General features: G+C 64.2%; 14 protein-coding genes and 2 pseudogenes. 2 read left to right on the forward strand and 14 right to left on the reverse strand.

All coding sequences use genetic code 11. The features are described 5' to 3' along the window. Window positions 1-134: 134 nt before the first annotated feature. Complete coding sequence (locus tag QZ656_RS01045; RefSeq protein WP_291991619.1) at window positions 135-1,655, reverse strand: transposase family protein; 1,521 nt, start codon at window positions 1,653-1,655, stop codon at window positions 135-137. Next, the gene (locus QZ656_RS01050) at window positions 1,652-2,560 is read right to left on the reverse strand and encodes a DUF4338 domain-containing protein (protein WP_291991618.1); all 909 of its coding nucleotides are present in this window, start codon (window positions 2,558-2,560) and stop codon (window positions 1,652-1,654) included. The genes QZ656_RS01045 and QZ656_RS01050 overlap by 4 nt, the downstream gene beginning before the upstream one ends. Before the next feature lie 1,420 nt (window positions 2,561-3,980). On the opposite strand from QZ656_RS01050, the pseudogene QZ656_RS01055 reads away from it, so the two are divergent. Beyond that, window positions 3,981-5,243, forward strand: a pseudogene (locus tag QZ656_RS01055) (ATP-binding cassette domain-containing protein); the annotation flags it as partial. Here the strand turns inward: QZ656_RS01055 and QZ656_RS01060 are convergent. Together QZ656_RS01060 and QZ656_RS01065 are read right to left on the reverse strand one after the other, a co-directional pair. After that, on the reverse strand, window positions 5,240-6,409 hold the full coding sequence (locus QZ656_RS01060) for a benzoate/H(+) symporter BenE family transporter (RefSeq protein WP_291991640.1): 1,170 nt from the start codon (window positions 6,407-6,409) through the stop codon (window positions 5,240-5,242). The pseudogene QZ656_RS01055 and the gene QZ656_RS01060 sit on opposite strands and share 4 nt — an antisense overlap. A 60-nt stretch (window positions 6,410-6,469) precedes the next feature. Next, complete coding sequence (locus tag QZ656_RS01065) at window positions 6,470-7,351, reverse strand: patatin-like phospholipase family protein (protein WP_291991641.1); 882 nt, start codon at window positions 7,349-7,351, stop codon at window positions 6,470-6,472. Between the two features lie 529 nt (window positions 7,352-7,880). Here QZ656_RS01065 and QZ656_RS01070 point away from each other — a divergent pair. Then, window positions 7,881-9,299, forward strand: coding sequence for an NYN domain-containing protein (locus QZ656_RS01070; RefSeq protein ID WP_291991642.1), 1,419 nt, complete (start codon window positions 7,881-7,883; stop codon window positions 9,297-9,299). Between the two features lie 115 nt (window positions 9,300-9,414). Here the strand turns inward: QZ656_RS01070 and panD are convergent, their stop codons facing one another. The 10 genes and pseudogenes from panD to QZ656_RS01120 form a co-directional block, all read right to left on the reverse strand. After that, on the reverse strand, window positions 9,415-9,798 hold the full coding sequence (gene panD, locus QZ656_RS01075; RefSeq protein ID WP_291991643.1) for an aspartate 1-decarboxylase: 384 nt from the start codon (window positions 9,796-9,798) through the stop codon (window positions 9,415-9,417). A 42-nt stretch (window positions 9,799-9,840) separates the two neighbouring features. Then, window positions 9,841-10,701, reverse strand: coding sequence for a pantoate--beta-alanine ligase (panC, locus tag QZ656_RS01080; RefSeq protein ID WP_291991644.1), 861 nt, complete (start codon window positions 10,699-10,701; stop codon window positions 9,841-9,843). Between the two features lie 201 nt (window positions 10,702-10,902). Further along, on the reverse strand, window positions 10,903-11,715 hold the full coding sequence (gene panB, locus QZ656_RS01085) for a 3-methyl-2-oxobutanoate hydroxymethyltransferase (RefSeq protein ID WP_291991645.1): 813 nt from the start codon (window positions 11,713-11,715) through the stop codon (window positions 10,903-10,905). Window positions 11,716-11,721: 6 nt separating this feature from the next. Further along, entirely contained in the window at window positions 11,722-12,375 is a 654-nt protein-coding gene (locus tag QZ656_RS01090; RefSeq protein WP_291991646.1) for a deoxynucleoside kinase, read from the reverse strand. A 24-nt stretch (window positions 12,376-12,399) separates the two neighbouring features. Beyond that, complete coding sequence (locus QZ656_RS01095) at window positions 12,400-13,524, reverse strand: methyl-accepting chemotaxis protein (RefSeq protein WP_291991647.1); 1,125 nt, start codon at window positions 13,522-13,524, stop codon at window positions 12,400-12,402. Window positions 13,525-13,724: 200 nt separating this feature from the next. Continuing rightward, a complete protein-coding gene (locus QZ656_RS01100) occupies window positions 13,725-14,270 on the reverse strand; it encodes a pentapeptide repeat-containing protein (protein WP_366522091.1) in 546 nt (181 codons plus the stop codon). A 190-nt stretch (window positions 14,271-14,460) separates the two neighbouring features. Continuing rightward, complete coding sequence (asd, locus tag QZ656_RS01105; RefSeq protein ID WP_291991648.1) at window positions 14,461-15,300, reverse strand: archaetidylserine decarboxylase; 840 nt, start codon at window positions 15,298-15,300, stop codon at window positions 14,461-14,463. A gap of 159 nt (window positions 15,301-15,459) precedes the next feature. Next, window positions 15,460-16,515, reverse strand: coding sequence for a 2-oxoacid:ferredoxin oxidoreductase subunit beta (locus QZ656_RS01110; RefSeq protein WP_291991649.1), 1,056 nt, complete (start codon window positions 16,513-16,515; stop codon window positions 15,460-15,462). A 1-nt stretch (window position 16,516) separates the two neighbouring features. Continuing rightward, window positions 16,517-18,355 (reverse strand): 2-oxoacid:acceptor oxidoreductase subunit alpha, encoded by a 1,839-nt coding sequence (locus QZ656_RS01115; RefSeq protein ID WP_291991650.1) that lies wholly within the window; start codon window positions 18,353-18,355, stop codon window positions 16,517-16,519. 138 nt (window positions 18,356-18,493) lie between these two features. After that, a pseudogene (locus tag QZ656_RS01120) lies at window positions 18,494-20,287 on the reverse strand (FAD-dependent oxidoreductase); the annotation flags it as partial. Window positions 20,288-20,293: the final 6 nt, after the last annotated feature.

The following is a 20,293-nucleotide window of genomic DNA, read 5'->3' on the forward strand; positions in this document are numbered from 1 at the left end:
GCGGCGCGGGGGTTTGGTGTTCAGTCAGTGGGACAGGAGAGGTCGAGGGAGCTCCGTTACGATCGCCAGGCGAGCCTTTCCCGGCGCGGGGTGCGCCGCGCTTGGGAAGATGTGTTGGGCAGGCCTGGGCAAGGTTATTCGAGTTGCAGCAGGAACGGTTCGGCGAGAAGCAGACGCAGGCGTGCTGGGTCAAGCCAGGGCGCAGCACAGGAATTACGGATGAAGGCGATGGCGCCGCGCACACCGAGTTCTTGATAGAGGTTGCGTAACTGCCGGGTGAAACGTGCCAGGGTATTGAACACATGCGCCAGGCGCATGAGGAGGTGATAGCCTTTCATGGCATTCCAGTCGAGGGCAAAGGCATGCTCGTAGTGGTAGCCCTGATGTTTTTCGACGAGGAAGCCCGCTTCGATGCCCCAACGGTGGCGGGCACCGAGGTTGCAGCGCTCATGGACATTGTCTTGTCTGAGCGGTTGGCTGGAGAGCCAGGCGTGGCGCGATGTTTCGGTGACGGTCCTGGCCTGTTCATCGATCTTTTCCCAGCTTTCCTCACAGACCACCAGGTTCAGCTTGAGACGCTGACGCCCGTTGGCCGCGAAGGCGTAGTCGATGTCGTTGACCCAGCTGAAGTGTTGTCGGCGCCTTCCCCAAGCGCGCTGCACGGCTTGTGGCTTCAGGGCGTGGAGTGCGCGGAACTCCTGCCAGACCGTGGACAAATCCTTGTCCTTAAGCACGATCATGAACTGCCAGTGGGCGCGCAAGCAGCGCTGCATCACCGGCCCGTTGGCGTAAAGGCCGTCGAGCAGGAGCAGGATCGGCAGGCGGGGGAACAGCGTCTTGAGCCGGTCGCTCAAGCGCACAAAGCCGCGCAGCTCGCAGTCCTGCTTTTGCGCTTCGGTATCGCCCAGCGCGTGTTCGAGGAACTCGCTGAGCAGTGGGACGACCAGGCCGTTGTGGAAAGCCAGGCTGGCCTCGAGGACGTAGACGAAGTACTGGGTGTGGCGGGTTTCCTCCTTGCCGACGGTGCGCTGGAGGAGTTCCTCCGCCCAGAGGGTGTCGCCGGCGACCTTCTGCGAGCCGTCGATGGCGATGGGGTAGCAGTGGTTGATCAGATAGCGGCGGAAGCTCTTGCCGCGGATCAGCCGCTTCACCAGATCGACGTGGGCCTGCTCAAGGTGGTCAAGGTCGATGTCGCGCAGCAGCCGAAACAGGGTGTCGGCGTGTGGCAGGGTCTCGATCTCCGGGAACAGCAGGTGGAGGTTGGCCATGAACTGGGGACGGGATATTTCGCGGTTGGTCTCGCGCCGAGAGGAGAACTGAAAGACGAACATCAGCAGACCGTAAAGCAGCAGCGCGGTCAGCTTGTGGCGGCGCTTCCTGGGGTCTCTCGGGTCGGGAATTTGTTCCAGTTGCTCGAGCAAGGCGGGTAGCTCTTTGCGCAGGAGACGCGTCTTTTTGCTCACGGCGTCCTCGCGGGCCTCCCTTTCCTCGCCGACGGTCGCGAAGGCTGAGCATCGGTTGGGCAGAGAAGTGGGGGAGTGGAGGACTTGTCCACTCGCGCGCCGTTTCGCGTTCAGTGCCTTTTCCTGCCGTTTCTTCTCTGAGCGCAGCTCCTTGAGGGCAGCGCGTGTCGGGCGACGGCAGGGTTTGCTCATGGCCGGGAGCTCCCAGGGGCGGCACACAGCCGGTCGCGACAATCGGCGCTCAGCGGTTTGAGCCACACCTGGCGGGGCGTGCTGCGATACGACTGGCCGGGGCGGGCCAGCCCGCGCCCGCTGGTTGCCCCGAGCAACTGCCAACCGGCCGCGCGGTAACAGGTGCCGGTATAGTGACGAGGATCGACGAAAGTCTCCAGCAACAGGGGCTCGAAGCCCCAGTGATCGAGCCAGTCCGCGCGTGCGCGGCGCGCGAGTTGTCCGAGCACATGACTGGCCAGATGCGGCACCCGGACGTGGGGAAAGATCAGGAAGCGGCTGTTGTTCACCACCCGCGCCAGGTTCTCGCGGCGGGCCTGGGCCGTCCAGCCGATCCAGCGGTCGCGCACGGCGACCGCGCGGGCAGCGCCGGCCAGCAGGACGCTGCCGAGCCGCCGGTCGCCCGCCGTGATGAAGTAGCGCAGGCGGTAGCCGAAGGCCCCCTGGAAACCCAGTGGGTGCCAGCGCGCCACCAGCGCATCCCACTGCGCCACCAACGCCGCGTCGCGAACGACTTCCAGGCAGACCGGTGCGAGTGCCGACAGGGCGCAGTGCACGGGAAGCTCCCCGGTGACCGTATCTACGGGTGCCGCGGGCGGCGCGCAACGGCGTGCTGACGACGGCCTTATCGCCGGCAGTGTCAGCAGCCCGGCCGCCTGCAAACGCTCCAGAAACTCCAGGCAGGCGCTGATCTTCGCCGTCCCTGTCAGAGTGGTCCACCCCAGGTGCTCGCAGACCGTCGCCGCCAACTCCTTGCGCGCCAATCCCGGCAGCCACGCCACCGTCCCGCACACCTCGGCGATCTCCGCGGCGCTGAATACGCGACCGCAGTGCACCCACTCCCCTTCGCTCGTTGCAACCACCACGATACCTCCGGCTGAAACGTGGACCAATGACCCTCCACCTATCCTGCCAGAAGTCCCCCCGGCTGTCTAGCTCCCTTGTGCGAAACCTTTTTTGCCTGCCCACCGCAACGCCTTGCCAGTACTGGGCTGGCGCAGTCATGCTTCAGCGCTGCTGGTCTGCAGGGCCATCGCGTGCATGCCAAGGTCGTGACCCCTCTGAAATAACCGTTTACGCTCAACAGTCTGCGCGGGTCCGTCGACGTGCCTTTTGGCGACGACCAGATGCGAGCCAGAGCTGACCTCTTCCGTGCCGAGCTGCTGGGCGTTCTACAAGATTCATGCGATTGCCCTGGGTGGACAAGTCTCCCGCGCGTGTCGCTTCGATCAACAGCGTAGAATGGCGCGCTTGGCGCCATGCCCGGCGGCCACTCTATCCACCGACAGGACTTCGAACTGCACCCATGCCGTATCTGATTCTCACCGACGCCTCGCTCGCTTTCGGCCACGTGCCGCTTCTCGATCACGCCGAGTTCCAGCTTGACCTGGTCGCAACCGTGTCATTCAAGCTGCTGATTGTCACCCCCGCTCCTCGCACGTCTGTACCCGGCCTCAAGCTCCATCCGCTCTCTCCCTGTGTACTCTGCAGCGTCGTTCTCTCAGCGATCCTCTTCACTTGGCCGGCACTGGCGCCTCGACGATGGTACGGTCTGTGCGGCAGCCGGGATTGCGCATCGCTATGTGCTGCAGGGATCCGCCTTCCCTATCGACCCTGCCCGAATCGACCGTTTTCCGCGGCCGTCGTTGCCAGTCATGGGCGACTTGTACTTCGCGCTGTCCCCTCTTCCTGTCGCCTGGTGTACCTGCGGCTTTCCGCGACTCCCCGCTACTCCGCTCCGTGCCCACTTCGTCGAGCAAACTCCAGATTCGCCTCGTGTCTGTTCTCGCGTCGCATTGTCCTCGCTTTATCGCACTCTGTCTTTGCTCTCCGAACTGCCCCTGTGTCTTTCGCTCGTCAGTAGGGTGAGGACACACGCCGAACCGAAGCGATTTTTCTGTCTACTCCTCTTCATTACACCTCGTCCACAGTTCTTTTCACTCTTCTATGCACTTGGGACCACACAAGAGCTTAAAGCCCCACGTGGTCCATGAGGTGGTGTGGGGCAGCACAGGAGATGGCCAGTATCCCGTGCGACCGCTTCCCGTGCATCCGGATGTCCGGTCGTCTTTCTATCGGGGTAGGATAGAGAAGCCGCAACACCGTGTGGAGGAAACGGGGAGTGTCGGACTGATCACGCGGAGAAAATAAGTGATGGGGGAAAAAAAGTCAGAAACAGGGGTGGTGAGCACGGGTCGGGGACACCCCCCTCAAAGGGGGAAAGTGGACAGGTCAGCTGGCCTTCGACATTAAGACACAAAATTAACCGGCCGTTCGTCGCGCGGCGTGGCGACGCGTATTGTCGAACTCGATCGCGGCCGCCTGCTTTCCTGCCCGGGTAGCTTCAGCGAGTACCAGTCGCGCAAGGAAATGATGTTGCACGACGAGGCGGTGAACAATTCCCGCTCCGACAAATTTCTGGCGCAGGAAGAAGTCTGGATTCGGCAGGGCATCAAGGCGCGGCGGACGCGCAATGAAGGGCGCGTCCTGCGTCTTGAACAGTTGCGCCGCGAGCGCGCGGCGCGACGCGAGCGCCAGGGCAAGGTCGATATGGCGCTCGATGCCGGCGTCAAGAGCGGCAAGCTGGTGGCCGCTCTTGAGCACGTCAGCAAGAGCTACGGTGACAAGAAGATCGTGAGCGATTTTTCGTGCCGGCTGCAGCGCGGCGACAAGATCGGCGTCATTGGCCCGAACGGTGCCGGCAAGACGACCTTGCTGCGCATGATTCTCGGCGAGCTGGCAGCCGACCAGGGAAAGGTCTATCTGGGGACGAAAGTGGAGGTGGCGTATTTCGACCAGTTCCGCAGCGCGCTCGACGAAGAGGCAACGCTGATCGACGTCATCTCGCCGGGCTCCGACTTCATCGAGATCCGCAACCAGCGCAAGCACGTGATCAGTTACCTCGGTGATTTTCTCTTCGCGCCACAACGCGCGCGTTCGCTGGTCAGCTCGCTATCTGGCGGCGAGCGTAATCGGCTGCTGCTGGCGCGGCTGTTCGCGCGGCCGGCGAATGTGCTGGTGCTCGACGAGCCGACCAACGACCTCGACATCGAGACGCTCGAACTGCTCGAGGAATTGTTGCAGGAATACAGCGGCACGCTGTTCCTGGTCAGCCACGACCGGGCGTTCATCGACAACGTCGTTACCCAGACCATCGCTTCGGAAGGCGATGGTGTCTGGCGCGAGTACGCCGGTGGCTACCAGGACTGGGCCGATTATCAGGCCGCCCGCTTACGTGACGAGGCGCTGGCGGCGAGCAGTGGCAAACGCGGCGACGCGCGCGCCGCACAGAACTTGGCCAGCGCCAACGCGTCTGCGCAAAAAGCCGGCGGCGGCAAGCTGTCGTGGAAAGAGGCGCGCGAGCTCGAGGAACTGCCACCGCGGATCAGTGCGCTGGAGGCCGAGCAAAAAGCCATCGGCGAGCGTCTGGCCGACGCCCAGCTGTACCAGTCGCAACCCGATGAAGCACAGCGGCTGGCAGCTCGGCTGAGCGAAATCGACGAGCAGCTGCTGCGCTTGCTCGAACGCTGGGAGGCGCTCGAAGGCTAGCGGCGACGCGGGTCGCGCAGGACGAGCAGCGCCGCCAGCCCGGCCAGCAATCCCCAGAACGCCGAGCCGACACCGGCCAGCGCGACGCCCGAGGCGGTGACCAGAAAGGTCAGCAGCGCGGCTTCGCGTTCGGCTTCGTGGCTCAAGGCTGCGGCCAGGCCGCTGCCGATGGTGCCGAGCAGCGCGAAACCGGCAATGGCCACGACCAGCTCGCGCGGGAAGGCCAGGAAAAGCGAGCCGATGGTGGCGCCGAAAACGCCGATCAGCAGGTAGAAGACACCGGCGGAGACGGCGGCGACGTAGCGCCGGTCGGGGTTTTCATGCGCTTCTCGGCCCATGCAGATCGCCGCGGTGATCGCCGCCAGGTTGAGCGCGAAGCCGCCGAAAGGGGCCAGCACGATGTTGGCGGCTCCGGTCCAGCCGATCAGCGGCGAGATCGGCAGCTGGTAGCCGGAGGCACGGATGACGGCGACGCCGGGGACGTTCTGCGAAGCCATGGTGACCACATACAAGGGCAGCGCGACGCCGATCAAGGCCGGCCACGAGAATGCTGGCACGGTGAACACCGGTCGGGCCAGTTCGAGGTGGATTTCATCGATGCGCAGCAATCCCTGGCTGGCGGCGATGCCGACACCGAGCGCCAGCGTCACGACGATCGCGTAGCGCGGCAGCAAGCGGCGGCCGAGCAGATACGCGCAGAACATCGGAAAGACCAGAACGAACTGACTGCGCATGGCGACGAAAGCATCAAGACCGAAGCGCAGCAGGACGCCGGCGAGCATCGCCGAGGCGATCGAGATCGGTATCCGGCTGATCATCCGCTCGAAGTAGCCGCTGAAGCCCGAGATCGTGATCAGTGCCGCCGAGACGAGAAAGGCGCCGATCGCCTCGGCCATCGACACGCCTGCCGCGCTGGTGATCAGCATCGCGGCGCCGGGCGTCGACCAGGCGGTGAGCACCGGCACGCGGTAGCGCAGCGACAGGACGATGCTCGTCAGACCCATGCCGATACCGAGCGCTCCCATCCACGAGGCGGTCTCGGCGGCCGTCGCGTGCAGCGTTTGCGCGGCCTGGAAAACGATCACCGCCGAACTGGTGAAGCCGACCAGAACAGCGACGAAGCCAGCGATCAGCGCCGAAGTCGAGAAGTCGGCAAGCAGTCGCATGGCTTTTCTACGCGGCTGCTAGCGATCGCCGCTGCCGGCGGCTCGAGGCGTCGGAACGGGTCACAGCCGGCCCGCCTTGCGCAGCACTTCGCGAATCTGCGGCAGCGCCGCCTGCGCGGCCTTTTCGCCTTCGAGAATCGCGTCGTGGCGCGCCTGGAACTCGGTGGAGCCGACGGCGCCGACCTGCGGACGAATGACGACGTCGGCTTCCTTGAGTTCGTAGCGAGCAAGGCTCTGACCCATGATCGTGAAAGTCTGCATCAGGATGTCGAAGGTGCTGCGCACCGGCTGGTTGCCGGGAACGGCCGCGATGTCGACGGCGATGACCACGTCGGCGCCCATCTGGCGTGCGGCACGGACCGGAATCAGGCTGCTCAGGCCGCCATCGACGTATTCGCGGCCGCTGATGCGCACCGGCTGAAAAATCCCCGGCACGGTCGCTGAAGCGCGTACCGCCATGCCGGTGTCGCCGGTGCGAAAGACGACGCTCTCGCCGCTGCGAAGATCGGTGGCAACGGCTCCGAAAGGTTTTTTCAGAGCCTCCAGCGGCCGCTGGCCGACCGCTTCATTGACGAACTTCTGTAGTGACTCGCCCTTGAGAACGCCGCGATCGGGTAGCGACCAGTCGCTGATTTTGGTCTCATCAAGCCGGTGCGCCAGCTTCTGCAGCTCGAAGCCGTTATTGCCGGCGGCGTAGAGCGCGCCGACCACCGCGCCGGCGCTGGTGCCGACGACGATGTCCGGAACGATGCCCTGACTCTCGAGCGCCTTGATCACGCCGACGTGCGCGAAACCGCGCGCTGCACCGCCGCCGAGAGCGAGGGCCAGCTTGACCGGTTTGCCGGGCAGCGTCGCTTGCGCGACCGGCAACGGCGGTTTGCTCGCACAGCCGCTGACGGCAGCGAGCGTGGCGAGGGCAGCGATGAGTAGCAGCTGACGCATGGATTTCCTTTCGTCGGATAAGCGCTTGCGCTACTTGGCCGTAGCGCGTTTTGTCCGGAGAGAGCGACGCCAGATCGGCCAGGTGGCCGCGCTCGCCAGCCTGGCCTGATCAGCGCGGACCGTAATGGTACGACTTCACGGCGAAGGTGGCCATCTTCCGCTTTGCCGACCGTGCCGAGTGGCTAGCCGCCGCTCGCGTCGCCGAGCAGTTGAAGGGCGATGGCTGCCGCGCCCGCAGGTGCGCCGAAGTGTCTGCTTGCTGCGCTTCTACGGACCGTCGTTCGGGCGGACCTTTTCCTTGCTTCCTGCCGGTAATTGTTTACCATCTGCCGGGTCGACGCGAGATTCGGAGCCCGTTTGGCATGCTGCCCAATGCTCTGGCTCTGGCCCATTTGTCGATGCGCAGCCGGCAAGCGGCAGCATTTGCTGGCTACCTTTCGCGATCGAGACCTCCGGCGCCGGACAAGGCACAGGCCGATCAAGCCGCCACGCATAGTCGTGGCGCGGAAATTTTTGGAGAGAAGGAATCATGGCTGTAGCGCCCGAAACCGCCAGCATGGCGCTGTTTTGTGACTTCGAGAACGTCGCCCTTGGCGTTCGCGATGCGAAGTACGACAAGTTCGACATCAAGCCGGTACTGGAGAAGCTGCTCCTCAAGGGCAGTATCGTCGTCAAGAAGGCCTATTGTGACTGGGAGCGATACAAGGGCTTCAAGGCCGCGATGCACGAAGCGAATTTCGAGCTGATCGAAATTCCACACCTGCGTCAGTCGGGCAAGAACTCGGCCGACATCCGCCTGGTCGTCGATGCGCTCGACCTGTGTTACACCAAGTCGCACGTCGACACCTTTGTGATCATCAGCGGCGATTCGGATTTTTCGCCGCTGGTTTCCAAGTTGCGCGAGAACGCCAAGTCGGTGATTGGCGTCGGCGTCAAGCAGTCGACTTCCGACTTGCTGATCGCCAACTGCGACGAGTTCATTTTCTATGACGACCTCGTGCGCGAGATGCAGCGCTCGGCGCGGCGCGATTCCAAGGAGGTGCAAGCGGTCGTCAGGCGCTCGCCGGAGGAGGACGCGCAGCGCAAGGAGGAACTCGAGGCGCGCCGGAGCAAGGCCGTCGAGCTGGCGGTGGCGACCTTCGACGCGCTGATCGGCGAGCGCGGCGACAGCAGCAAGATCTGGGCGTCGATGCTCAAGGAAGCGATCAAGCGGCGCAAGCCCGACTTCAACGAGTCCTACTATGGCTTTCGTGCTTTCGGCAACCTGCTCGAAGAGGCGCAGTCGCGCGGTTTGCTCGAGATCGGCCGTGACGAAAAATCGGGTAGCTACGTTTATCGTCGCAACGGTCTTGGTGGGCTGGCAGAGCCGAGCGCGCCGGCGTTTGCCGCGCCGGCTGTGGCTGGCGAAGCGCCAATCGACAGCGCTGTGACTGAGGAGCTGGCCGATTCGGTCGGCGGCGGCCGCAAGGGGCAGGGCCGACGGAAAGCGGGCGAGAAAGGCGGCAAGCGAAGCCGCGAGCCGAAGGCGAGCAAGGAGGAGGGCGTCGACCTAAAGGAGGGCGTCGTAAAGGAGGAGCGCGTTGACGCAACCAACGCTGATGGTGGCGCGTTGGGGCAGCCTGAGTTGGGTCAACCCGAGCCGTGGCGCGACGAGGTCCCTGCACTCGAATCGCCGGCGCTGCCAGAAGCGCGCAAGTCGGCGGCCACAAGCAGACCGACACGACGGGCGCGGCCCACAAGAGCAGACAAGGTGCCGCCTGGAGAAGAGGCGCCGGCCGCGCCAGCGACAGTCGCCGAGCGTGGCGACAGCGGCAGCGACTCGCAGCCGGCCGTGGTCGCGGTGGTTGCGGGCGAGGCGGTGGCGAGTGAGGCGGCGGAGCCGGTCAAAAAAGCAGCAACGCGTAGTCGGCGGCCGCGCAAACCGAAGGTTGCGCCGGAAGCGGGCTAATCACCAGTCGCGGCAGCGGTGCCGGCAGGTGCCAGGATTGCGAGCCGCGACTTTCAGCAAAAGAAAGCCGCGACTCGCGTCGCGGCTTTCTTTGGCGGCTGGCCCGTTCTTGCGCTCAGGCCGCAGCCTGCGTCGGAATCATCCCGGCGATACGGACAATCCGGTTCTGGGTGTCGACATAGATCAGGTGCGGTGCATATTTCGCGAGTTCGACCTCGTTATAGACCGCGAAGCTGGCGATGATCAGGATGTCGCCCGGCGCGGCGCGGCGCGCGGCCGAGCCATTTACCGAGATGACGCCGGATCCACGCTCGGCGCGCAGCGCGTAGGTCGTAAAGCGCTCGCCGTTGTTGACGTTCCAGATGTCGATCTGTTCGTACTCACGAATATTCGCCGCGTCCAGAAGATCCTCGTCGATGGCGCACGAACCTTCATAGTGGAGCTCGGCGTGCGTGGTGCTGACGCGGTGCAGCTTCGACTTCAGCATTGTCCTCTGCATGGAATCACCGGGGTTTTGAGTTAGGGAAGGGCATTGTAGCGGCTAATTGCCGCCTGTCAACGGCCCCTTTTTGGGATTGATTTCGACATTGTCGATTAGCCGTGCAGAGCCCAGTCGGCTCGCTGCAAGGACCACCAACGGCCCCGCTGCAGGGTGGCTGGGGACTTGCAGGTCGGCCTGCAGACGAATCGCGACGTAGTCTGTTTGCCAGCCATGCTGGTCGAGTTCCTCGCTTGCCTGCCGTTCGAGTTGTGTGAAGTCGCTTGCGCCGGCGAGTACCGCTGCGGCGATTCGGCGCAGGATGCGTTGCAGGCGTGGTGCCTCGGCGCGCTCGGCCGCCGACAGGTAGGAGTTGCGCGAAGAGAGCGCCAGGCCGTCGTCGGCGCGGACCGTCTCGCCGCCGATGACGTCGATCGGCAAGGCCAACTGACGCGTCATGTTGCGCAGTACCAGCAGCTGCTGATAGTCCTTCTTTCCGAACAGCGCCGCTTGCGGCTGCACGATGTTGAACAGTTTGAGGACTACGGTGGCGACACCACGAAAGTGGCCGGGGCGAAATTCGCCATCGAGCTGATTCTGGATTGCCGGTGGGTCTACCTGGTAGGTCTGCGGTTCGGGGTAAAGCTCGGTCTCGGTCGGTGCCAGGAGCAGGTCGACGCCAGCGCCGGATAGCCGCTCGCAGTCCTCGGTGAAGGTGCGCGGATAGCGGTCGAAGTCGTCACTTGGTCCGAACTGCAGGCGATTGACGAAGATCGTGGCGACGACCGTATCGCCATGCACGCGCGCTTCTTTCATCAGCGCGATGTGGCCGGCGTGCAGGTTGCCCATGGTCGGCACCAGGACGACGCGGCCACGGTTTCTCAGCGCCAGGCGCAGTTCGGGGATCGAGGAGGGGATCTGCATGGTTTGATGAGACCTCTAAGGAACCTGGCGGGAAGCTGTAGTTCCGGGTTGCGGGTGAGTGGTGAGTGGTGAGTGGTGAGTGGTGAGTGGTGAGTGGTGAGTGGTGAGTTCGGCGGGCATACGCTGCCGGATCATCGCGGCAGCGGCCGAGCGTAGTGCCCGAGCGCCGTCATGGCGTCGTCGTCGCGTCCGCGCCGCTCTTCAGTAGCAGTGTTCCGCAGCCGGGAAGCTGCCGTCCTTTACGGCGGTGACGTAGGCGGCGATGGCCGCGGCGATCGATGCCTGGCCGCTCATGAAGTTCCTGACAAAGCGAGCCTTCTTGCCGCTCGAGATGTCGAGCATGTCATGCAGCACCAGCACCTGCCCAGAGCACTCGCGGCTGGCGCCAATGCCGATCGTCGGGATCGCCAGCCGCTCGGTGACTTCGACCGCCAGGGCCACCGGGATGGCTTCAAGGACGATCAGCGTTGCGCCGGCGTTCTGCTGGGCGAGGGCGTCGGCAAGCACTCTGGCAGCGTCCGAGTCATCCTTGCCCTGGACGCGGTAGCCGCCGAGCTGATGAACCGATTGCGGCGTCAGCCCGACGTGTGCGCAGACCGGGATTCCCCGGCTGGTCAGGAAGCGCGTTGTTTCGACCATCTCCGCGCCGCCTTCGAGTTTGACCATCTGCGCGCCGCTGGCGAGCAGCAACACCGCATTGCGTAGCGCTCGCTGCGGGCTTTCCTGGAAGCTGCCGAAGGGCATGTCGGCAATCACCAGCGGCCGTGTGCTGGCACGGGCGACGCTGGCGGTGTGGTAGGCGACGTCAGCGAGGGTTACCGGCAAGGTCGAGTCGTGACCTTGCAGGACCATGCCAAGCGAGTCGCCGATCAGCAATACGTCTACGCCGGCCGCTTCGCAGAGCTGCGCGAAACTGGCGTCGTAGCAGGTGAGCATAGCGATCTTGTCGCCCTTGGCACGCATCTTGGCCAGGTCGACGTGCGTCAGCCGGCGCGTCGCAACGTGGGTGGACATGGGTTTTTACTCTCCCCGGTTGAAATATTCGCGGTGTCCGCGCATCGCTTCGATGCGCTTGACGAGCAGGTGGAAGTCGTCGTCGGAATCGACGAAATTGAGGTTTTCGGAGTTGACCACCATCACTGGTGCCGCGTCGTAGTTGTGAAAAAAGTGCATATAGCTTTCCGCGAGGGCGCTCAGGTAGGCGTCGCCAATACGGCGCTCGTAGTCGATGCCGCGCTTGCGCACGCGGGCAATCAGTGTTTCCGGTTTGGCTTGCAGGTAGATCACCAGGTCGGGTGCCGCGACCGCTGCTGCGAGATGGTCGTAGACCTTGCGGTAGAGTCCGTACTCTTCTTCGCTGAGCGTCAGCAGCGCGAACAGCGGATCTTTCTCGAGCAGGTAGTCGGCGACCACCGAGCGGCTGCAGAAATCGGGCTGCGCGAGCGCACGCGTCTTGTCGAGACGCTGAAAAAGGAAGAACAGCTGTGTTTGTAGGGCAAAGCGCTGCTGGTCCTGATAAAAGCGACTTAGAAAGGGGTTTAGTTCGGGTTGCTCGAGCAACAGCTGCGCGTCGATGTGCTCGCCCAGGCGCCGGGCCAGGCTGCTCTTGCCGGCGCCCATCGGACCTTCGACGACGACGTGGCGGGCTGTGCGGAGGGTATTGCGTGCAGACATGAAAAGGCGGCAGTCGATGCCGGGTCAGTGTCTCTGGGAAGAAAGTGCGTCGGGCCTGGCGTCACCGTCCCGAGCCATTTTATTGAGGCTCTGGAGGACGCTCATGCTGGCGGTCTCCATCTCCTCGACGGCATCAACGGCCGCGGCAAAATGGCCTGCACGATAGGCGTCGACGGCAGCCCGGCCTTGCCGGTGAAGCTCTTGGTGAGGTGTTTCGATCGCCCGGTAACCGGCGAGCGTCGCGCAGCAGACCTTGCCCTCGCCTTCGTAATACCATTTACCCAGGCGGCAGTCCGTGTGGCTGGGAAAGTCGTCGGCCTTACACTCGGAAGTACCCATGAGTACCTGATAGACGTCGAACTTGAACAACAGATGATCGATCTTCGCCAGCTCGACGAAGCTGCGCAGCGCGGCAACGCCAACGGTTCGTTCCATCTGCCTGGCCAGGCTGGTAAAGCCGCCAATTGCCGCCGACGCCTCTTTGCCCTGTTCGCTGAACGAGTCCGATTGCTCGGCCAGTCCGCCGATACTCGTCTGCGCCAGGCTGGTCTCGTGTTGGATGCTGGCGACCAATCGCGAAATGTCGCTGGTGGCGTGCGTCGTCCGGTCAGCGAGCTCGCGAACTTCGTCGGCGACGACGGCAAAACCGCGACCGGCTTCGCCGGCACGCGCCGCTTCGATGGCCGCGTTCAGCGCCAGGAGATTGGTTTGGTCGGCGATTTCCTTGATCAGGTGGACGATGCCGCCGATCTTCGTCGTACTGTCTTGCAGACTGACGACTTTTTCGAGGGCACTGCGCGAGTCGGTCGCCAGCTGGTCCAAGTCGGTGCTGATGGAGTGCATCGAGTCGTGACTGCTCGCGCCGATGGCGGCCGCGTCAACGGTCGCTTTCTTTTCGTCGCGCAGGCGATGGGCCAGTTCGCCGATGGTCTGTTGTGACTCGGCCAGCGACTGGCGATACGACTGGAAGGCGGCAAATAGCCGCTGCAATTCGCTACGGTCCTGGGCGACCGCTTGCGAAGCGTGCACGCCCGCGTCGCGCTGCGCCGCGGCCGATTCGAGCTGGTCGCGCAGGTTCTGGTTCTGCTGTGCGAGCTCGCTGACGCGCCGCTCGAGGTCACGAACTTTCTCTCCGCATCCGAAAAACACGCTTTTCTCCCGCTGGCAAGGGGCCGCTGGTGGTGGCTGTGCGGTGAGCTCCGACAGCCGATGAAATCAAAAGGGGTCTAGGATACACAGAGCAGCGCCCCGATGGTCAGGTTTGCGCGCCACAGGTGTGCAAAATAACTGCACGCCCGGGCCAGCGCGGCGAGCTCACCCTCAAAAACCGACCACTTGCTCAGCGGCAGTCAGCGACGTCTGACCACGCAGGGTTCAGCCAGCGCGGCCCGCACTGAATCGTCGAGATTGCGGACGTTGGCGAAATTGCTGTCCCAGAGGTCGGCATCGGTAAAGTCGGCCGCTTCGAGGTTGGCGCCATTGAACAGCGCGTGGCAGTCGCGAATCGAGCCACCGCTGAGGTCAATTCCTTCCATCAGGACGTCTTTGAGGTAGGCGCCGGAGAAATCGGCGCCCGCGGCCTTGGCGTTGATCAGGTTGGCGCCGAAGAGATTGGCGCTACGCGCGTCGGCGCCGGCGAGACTGGCGTCGTCGAAAGTTGCGTGAAACAGGTCGGCATTGCGGAGGTCGGCGCTGGCCAGGTTGGCGCCGGTGAAATTGGCCCATTTGGTGTTGCTGCCGCGCAGGTCGGTTTCGCCGAGGTCGGCCCGGCGGAAGTCCGTGCTCGCCATGCGGGCGCCGGCCAGACGTGCCCCGCGCGCAAGTCCTTGCCGCTCAGGTTCTGGCGTGAAAATTCGCCGTGCGCGAGATCGGTCGCCGCTTGCGGAAGCTGGCAGTTGCCTGCCGGCAAATTATCGGCAAGCGCGTCGGCAACGGTAGCGCTGAGTGCCCGCGCAGCGAGCAGCGGGACAGGCTTCATCAGACTCGACTTCCAGTGCGCACAGAGCGTTGATTCTAGGCTTGATCGTCAACGCGCCGCTAGTATTTTCCTTGCGACTTCGTGCTACGGCCTTAGCGTTGCCCAGCCTAACTGGCCAGCGCTTCGCCCATGCGGATCGAGCCGGCTGGCGCCCACGCTGGATTGAAGCTCAGAACGTCTGCAGGGAAGAGCATGACCACCGTCGAGCCGAGCAGGAAGCGGCCCATCTCGTCGCCTTTCCCGAGGACGATCTGCTGGCCGTGGTAAGACCATTCGCGTAGTTTTCCGCTGCGCGGCGGATTGACCCGGCCGTGCCAGACGGTCGCCATGCTGCCGACAATTGTCGCGCCGACCAGCGCCATGGCGAAGCAGCCAAACGCCGCCTCAAAGACGCAGACGACGCGCTCGTTGCGGGCGAAGAGCCCCGGGACGCCGCGCGCGGTCGCCGGATTGACCGAGAACAGGTCGCCGGGAACGTGGATCATCCGCGTCAGGCGGCCGGTGACCGGCATGTGAATCCGGTGGTAGTCGCGCGGGCTGAGATACAGCGTCGCAAATTGGCCATCGGCGAAGCGCGCTGCCAGCTCGCTGTCGCCACCCAGCAAGGCCGTGGTCGAGTAGTGGTGACCCTTGGCCTGAAAGATCTGGTCGTGTTCGATGCGGCCGAACTGGCTGATCGCGCCGTCGACCGGGCACAGGAAATCGGCGTCGGCGAGCGGTCGGACGTCGGCGCGCAGCGGTCGCGTGAAGAAGTCGTTGAAGCTCGGGTAGCTGGTCGGGTCAGGATCGACGGCTTCGCTCAGGTCGACGCCGTAGCGGCGGACAAACCAGCGGATGACGGCGGTCGTCAGTTTGCCCGCTTCGGCTGCGGCGAGCGATCCGGCAAGGGTGGTCAGGGCCTGTTTGGGCAGCAGGTACTGCGCTAGTACGGTGAGACGATCGGACACGGTTGAGCCAGCTGGACGCGAAAAGAGCCAGGATTATACCGGTTCGGCCGACCGGCCGGCCGTGGCCGTGGCATGGTGACCGTGGGCGGGCGCCTGGCGCATGCCGCGTGCGCGGAACGTCGGGCCTCAGAACCAAGGCCGGCGAGCCGCCGGTGCAGCCTAGCGCAAGGAGGCGTTGATCTGCTCCAGAACGGCCGATCCCGGGCAGAGCTCGGCGGCGCCGAGAGTGTTCAAGGGCTCGTCGATGGTGTTCAGTTGTCGGTGCAGGTCGCAGGCTTCGGGGTCGACGTAGAGCAGTCCGGTGACCACTTCACCGCGCGCGGCGTGCTCGTGAACGTAGGCCATCGCGCGAACGCGGTCGGTGGGGTCGTACTCGGCGTGCAGTTTGCGCAGGCGTAGCACCGAGTCGTCGTGCTGGCGCACCTCGATGATCTCGCCCGCGCCATACTCGGCGGTGATCTCGTCGCGCTGCGGGAAGAAATCGAGTCGGTTAACGGCTTCGTTATGTTCGCGCACGTAGTCGTAGCTCTTGGTGCTGCCCGAGTGGTTGTTGAAGGCGATGCACGGCGAGACGACGTCGATCACGGCGGCGCCGGCGTGCGCGATCGCGGCGTGGATCAAGGGCACCAGTTGTTGTTTGTCGCCGGAGAAGCTGCGCGCCACAAAGGTCGCACCCATCACCAGCGCCAGGCTGGCGAGGTCGATCGGCGTGTCGTTGTTGGCCTGCCCGCGTTTCGATTTTGAACCCTTGTCGGCGGTCGCCGAGAACTGCCCCTTGGTGAGCCCGTAGACGCCGTTGTTTTCGACGATGTAGGTCATGTTGACGCCACGGCGCAGCACGTGCGCAAACTGCCCGAGACCAATCGACGCCGAGTCGCCATCGCCCGAAACGCCGAGGTAGATCAGCTCGCGGTTGGCCAGATTGGCGCCGGTGAGGACCGAGGGCATGCGTCCGTGCACGGTATTGAAGCCGTGCGAGTTGCCGAGGAAGTAGTCGGGTGTCTTCGACGAGCAGCCTATCCCCGAGAGTTTGGCGACGCGGTGCGGCTCGATATCGAGTTCCCAGCACGCCTGGATAATCGCCGCCGAGATCGAGTCGTGGCCGCAGCCCGCGCACAGCGTCGAGATCTTGCCCTCGTAATCGCGGCGGGTATACCCGACGCGGTTTTTGGCGAGACTGGGATGGTGGAGTTTGGGTTTGGCGAGGTAGGTCATCTCAGGCCACTCTGTCGGCTTTGCGCGAATGCACATTCAGGCGCGCGACGCGGTCGGCGATGGCCTGGGTGATGAAGCGGGCGGTAATCGGCGTGCCGTCGTAATGGACGACCGTTACCAGGCTATGCGGGTCTACGCCGGCCTCGTTGATCAGCAGCGTGGTCAACTGCCCGTCCAGGTTCTGCTCGAAAACGAAGACCTTGCTGTGCGCCGCGACGAAGTCGACGATCTCGTTCTGGAAGGGGAAAGCGCGTACGCGCAGGGCATTCAGATAGATGCCGTGTTCAGCCAGCGCATCGAGCGCTTCGTGCATCGCCGGACTGGTCGATCCGTAGAAGATGACCGCGAAGCGCGCCGGGTACCTGGCGGCGGTGAGCACCGGCAGCGGTACCAGCGACTTGGCGGTCTCGAATTTGCGCAGTAGTCGCTGCATGTTGTCGACGTAGTCCGCGCCGGCCTCGGAGTAGCCCGCGTAGGCGTTCTTGGTCGTACCGCGGGTGAAATAGCCGCCCTTGGTGGGGTGAGTTCCCGGGTAGGTGCGGTAGGGAATGCCATCACCGTCAACGTCGAGGTAGCGGCCGAAGTCGCTGCCCGCGTCGAGCGCCTCGCGGGTCATCACCTTGCCGCGGTCGTATTCGACGCTGTCGTCCCAGGCGAAGGGGCGGCACAGGCGCTGGTTCATGCCAATGTCGAGGTCGCTCATGACGAATACCGGCGTCTGCAGGCGCTCGGCGAGGTCCAGCGCCTGCGCCGACATCTCGAAACACTCGTAGGGATCTTCCGGAAACAGGAGTACGTGCCGGGTGTCACCGTGCGAGGCGTAGGCGCAGGCGAGGATGTCGGATTGCTGGGTGCGCGTCGGCATGCCGGTTGACGGCCCGCCGCGCTGGACGTTGATCAGTACCGTCGGGATCTCGGCAAAGAAGGCCAGGCCTATGAACTCGGACATCAGAGAGATGCCGGGTCCCGAGGTCGCCGTAAACGCTCGCGCGCCGTTCCAGCCAGCGCCGACGACCATGCCGATCGACGCCAGCTCGTCTTCGGCCTGCACCACGGCGCAACGCTGCTGGCCGGTCTTCGGGTCGACGCGCAGTTTCTGAGTGTAGCGAATGAAGGCCTCGGCGACCGACGATGACGGCGTGATCGGATACCACGCGCAGACTGTTGCGCCGCCATAGACGCAGCCGAGCGCGGCGGCGGTGTTGCCATCGACGAAGATGTGGTCGCCGACCTTGTCGCGGCGCTCGACCTTGAGTCCGATCGGCTTGAGGTTTTCGCGGGCGTACTCGCGGCCGACCTTGAGTGCCTGGAGGTTGGCATCGAGTAGCTTCTCCTTACCTTTGAACTGCTGCCCGAAGAGTGTCTCGATTTCGCTCGGGTCGATGTCGAGCAAGTGCGCCAGAGCGCCGACGTAGAGGATGTTCTTGAACAGCTGGCGCTGCCGCGGGTCGCTGTAGGTGTTGTTGCAGAGCTCGGTGAGCGGCATGCCGATGACGTGGATGTCATCGCGTGAGCGCGAGCGCGGCAGCGGTCGGGAATTGTCGTAGAACAGGTAGCCGCCGGTTTCGATTTCGCGGACGTCCTGGTCCCAGGTCTGCGGGTTCATGGCCACCATCATATCGACGCCGCCGCGCCGGCCAAGATAGCCGCGCTCGGTGACGCGCACTTCGAACCAGGTCGGTAGCCCCTGGATGTTCGAGGGAAAGATGTTGCGCGGTGAAACCGGTACGCCCATGCGCAGGATGGCGCGTGCGACAAGTTCGTTCGCCGAGGCCGATCCCGAGCCATTGATGTTGGCAAACTTGATGACGAAATCGTTGACCGCTTCGATCTTCTGCATTTTCGTTCCTCAGGCGGCTTGCGGGTCGGGAGCCGGCGCCGGCTTCGGCTTTTGTTTTGCCTTTGGCTTGTGCTCGGGTGACGGGGATTGCGGCGGCTCGGGCAAGGGTGGCGATGAGCCGGCATTGCGGCAAGCGGGTCCGGCGTGCGTCGTTTCGAAGAGAAACTTCTGCATGTCCCAGGCGCCCGTCGGACAGCGCTCGGCGCACAGTCCGCAGTGTAGGCAGACGTCCTCGTCCTTGACCATCACCCGCCCGGTTTTCAGCGAAGCGGAGACGTAGAGGTCCTGCGTGACGTTCAGTGCTGGCGCCAACAAGCGCGGCCGCAACTCGTCTTCGTCGCCGTTGGCGGTAAAGGAGATGCTGTCCATCGGACAGATGTCCATGCACGCGTCGCACTCGATGCACAACTTCGGCGCGAAGACCGTCTGCACGTCACAGTTCAGGCAGCGCTGCGCCTCCTGGAAAGCCAGTTGCGGGTCGAAACCGAGTTCGACTTCGATCTTGATGTTCTTCAGCGCCGCGCTGAGCTCGCGTAGCGGCACTCGCAGGCGGCGGTCGTCGGAGACGGCGTTGTCGTAGATCCACTGGTGGATGCCCATTTTCTGCGAGATCAGCGAGGTGTGCGGCGCCGGCCGGCTGGCGATGTCCTCACCGTTCAGCATGCGGTCGATCGAGACCGCCGCATCGTGGCCGTGCGCGACGGCCCAGATGATGTTCTTCGGCCCGAAGGCCGCGTCGCCGCCGAAGAAGACGTTGGGCAGCGTCGATTGCATGGTCTTGGCGTCGACTGTCGGCAGCCCCCACTTGTCGAACTCGATGCCGATATCGCGCTCGATCCACGGGAAGGAGTTGTCCTGGCCAACGGCGACCAGCACCTCGTCACAAACAAAGTGTGCGTCGGTTTCGCCCGTCGGCACCAGGCTGCGCCGACCCTGCTCGTCGAACACCACGCGCACTTTTTCGAAGGTCGCGCCGGTGAGGCGGCCGCCGATGTGGGTGAAGGCCTTGGGAACCAGGTTGTTGAGGATCGGGATGCCTTCGTGCATCGCGTCTTCTTTTTCCCAGGGGCTCGCCTTCATCTGCTCGAAGCCCGAACGGACGATAACCTTGACGTCTTCGCCGCCAAGCCGGCGCGACGATCGGCAGCAGTCCATCGCCGTGTTGCCGCCACCGAGAACGATCACCCGCTTGCCGATCGACGTGGTGTGGCCGAAAGCGACGCTGGCCAGCCAGTCGATTCCCAGATGGATCGATTTGGCGGCCTCCTGGCGCCCGGGAATGTCGAGGTCGTGGCCGCGCGGTGCTCCCGAACCGACAAAGATCGCGTCGTAGCCTTCGCTGAGTAGCTGTTTCAGCGAACTGACGTACTGACCACTCCGGAAGTCGACGCCAAGGTCGAGGACGTAGCCTGTTTCCTCGTCGATGATCTCTTCGGGCAGACGGAATTTCGGGATCTGGGTGCGCATCATGCCGCCGGCGCGTGCGTCGCCATCGTAGATCACCACCTCGTAGCCGAGCGGTGCGAGGTCGCGGGCGACGGTGAGCGAAGCCGGGCCGGCGCCAATGCAGGCCACCCGGCGGCCGTTTTTCTGCGCCGCGGGCGGTGGCAGGCGGTCGCGGATGTCTTCCTTGTAGTCGGCGGCGACACGCTTCAGGCGGCAGATCGCCACCGGTTCCTTGCGCTCGCGGCCATCGGCGGTGTCGTCCTCGACGCGGCCACGGCGACACGCGGGCTCGCAGGGGCGGTCGCAGGTGCGTCCGAGGATGCCTGGAAAGACATTCGACACCCAGTTGACCATGTAGGCGTCGCCGTAACGTCCGGCGGCGATCAAGCGGATGTACTCGGGAACAGGCGTGTGGGCCGGGCACGCCCACTGGCAATCAACGACTTTGTGGAAGTAGTCGGGGGCGCCGATATCGGTGGGCTTCAAGACGAG

The sequence above is a fragment of the Candidatus Accumulibacter sp. ACC003 genome, from assembly GCF_907163085.1.
Taxonomy (GTDB): Bacteria; Pseudomonadota; Gammaproteobacteria; order Burkholderiales; family Rhodocyclaceae; genus Accumulibacter.

Excerpts from the sequence above, each read along its gene's own strand:
- panD (WP_291991643.1), bottom strand. The coding sequence starts at position 9,798 with ATGCAGAGGACAATGCTGAAGTCGAAGCTGCACCGCGTCAGCACCACG.
- QZ656_RS01070 (WP_291991642.1), top strand. The coding sequence starts at position 7,881 with ATGGCTGTAGCGCCCGAAACCGCCAGCATGGCGCTGTTTTGTGACTTC.
- QZ656_RS01065 (WP_291991641.1), bottom strand. The coding sequence starts at position 7,351 with ATGCGTCAGCTGCTACTCATCGCTGCCCTCGCCACGCTCGCTGCCGTC.
- QZ656_RS01115 (WP_291991650.1), bottom strand. The coding sequence starts at position 18,355 with ATGCAGAAGATCGAAGCGGTCAACGATTTCGTCATCAAGTTTGCCAAC.
- panC (WP_291991644.1), bottom strand. The coding sequence starts at position 10,701 with ATGCAGATCCCCTCCTCGATCCCCGAACTGCGCCTGGCGCTGAGAAAC.
- QZ656_RS01110 (WP_291991649.1), bottom strand. The coding sequence starts at position 16,515 with ATGACCTACCTCGCCAAACCCAAACTCCACCATCCCAGTCTCGCCAAA.
- panB (WP_291991645.1), bottom strand. The coding sequence starts at position 11,715 with ATGTCCACCCACGTTGCGACGCGCCGGCTGACGCACGTCGACCTGGCC.
- QZ656_RS01045 (WP_291991619.1), bottom strand. The coding sequence starts at position 1,655 with ATGAGCAAACCCTGCCGTCGCCCGACACGCGCTGCCCTCAAGGAGCTG.
- QZ656_RS01090 (WP_291991646.1), bottom strand. The coding sequence starts at position 12,375 with ATGTCTGCACGCAATACCCTCCGCACAGCCCGCCACGTCGTCGTCGAA.
- QZ656_RS01060 (WP_291991640.1), bottom strand. The coding sequence starts at position 6,409 with ATGCGACTGCTTGCCGACTTCTCGACTTCGGCGCTGATCGCTGGCTTC.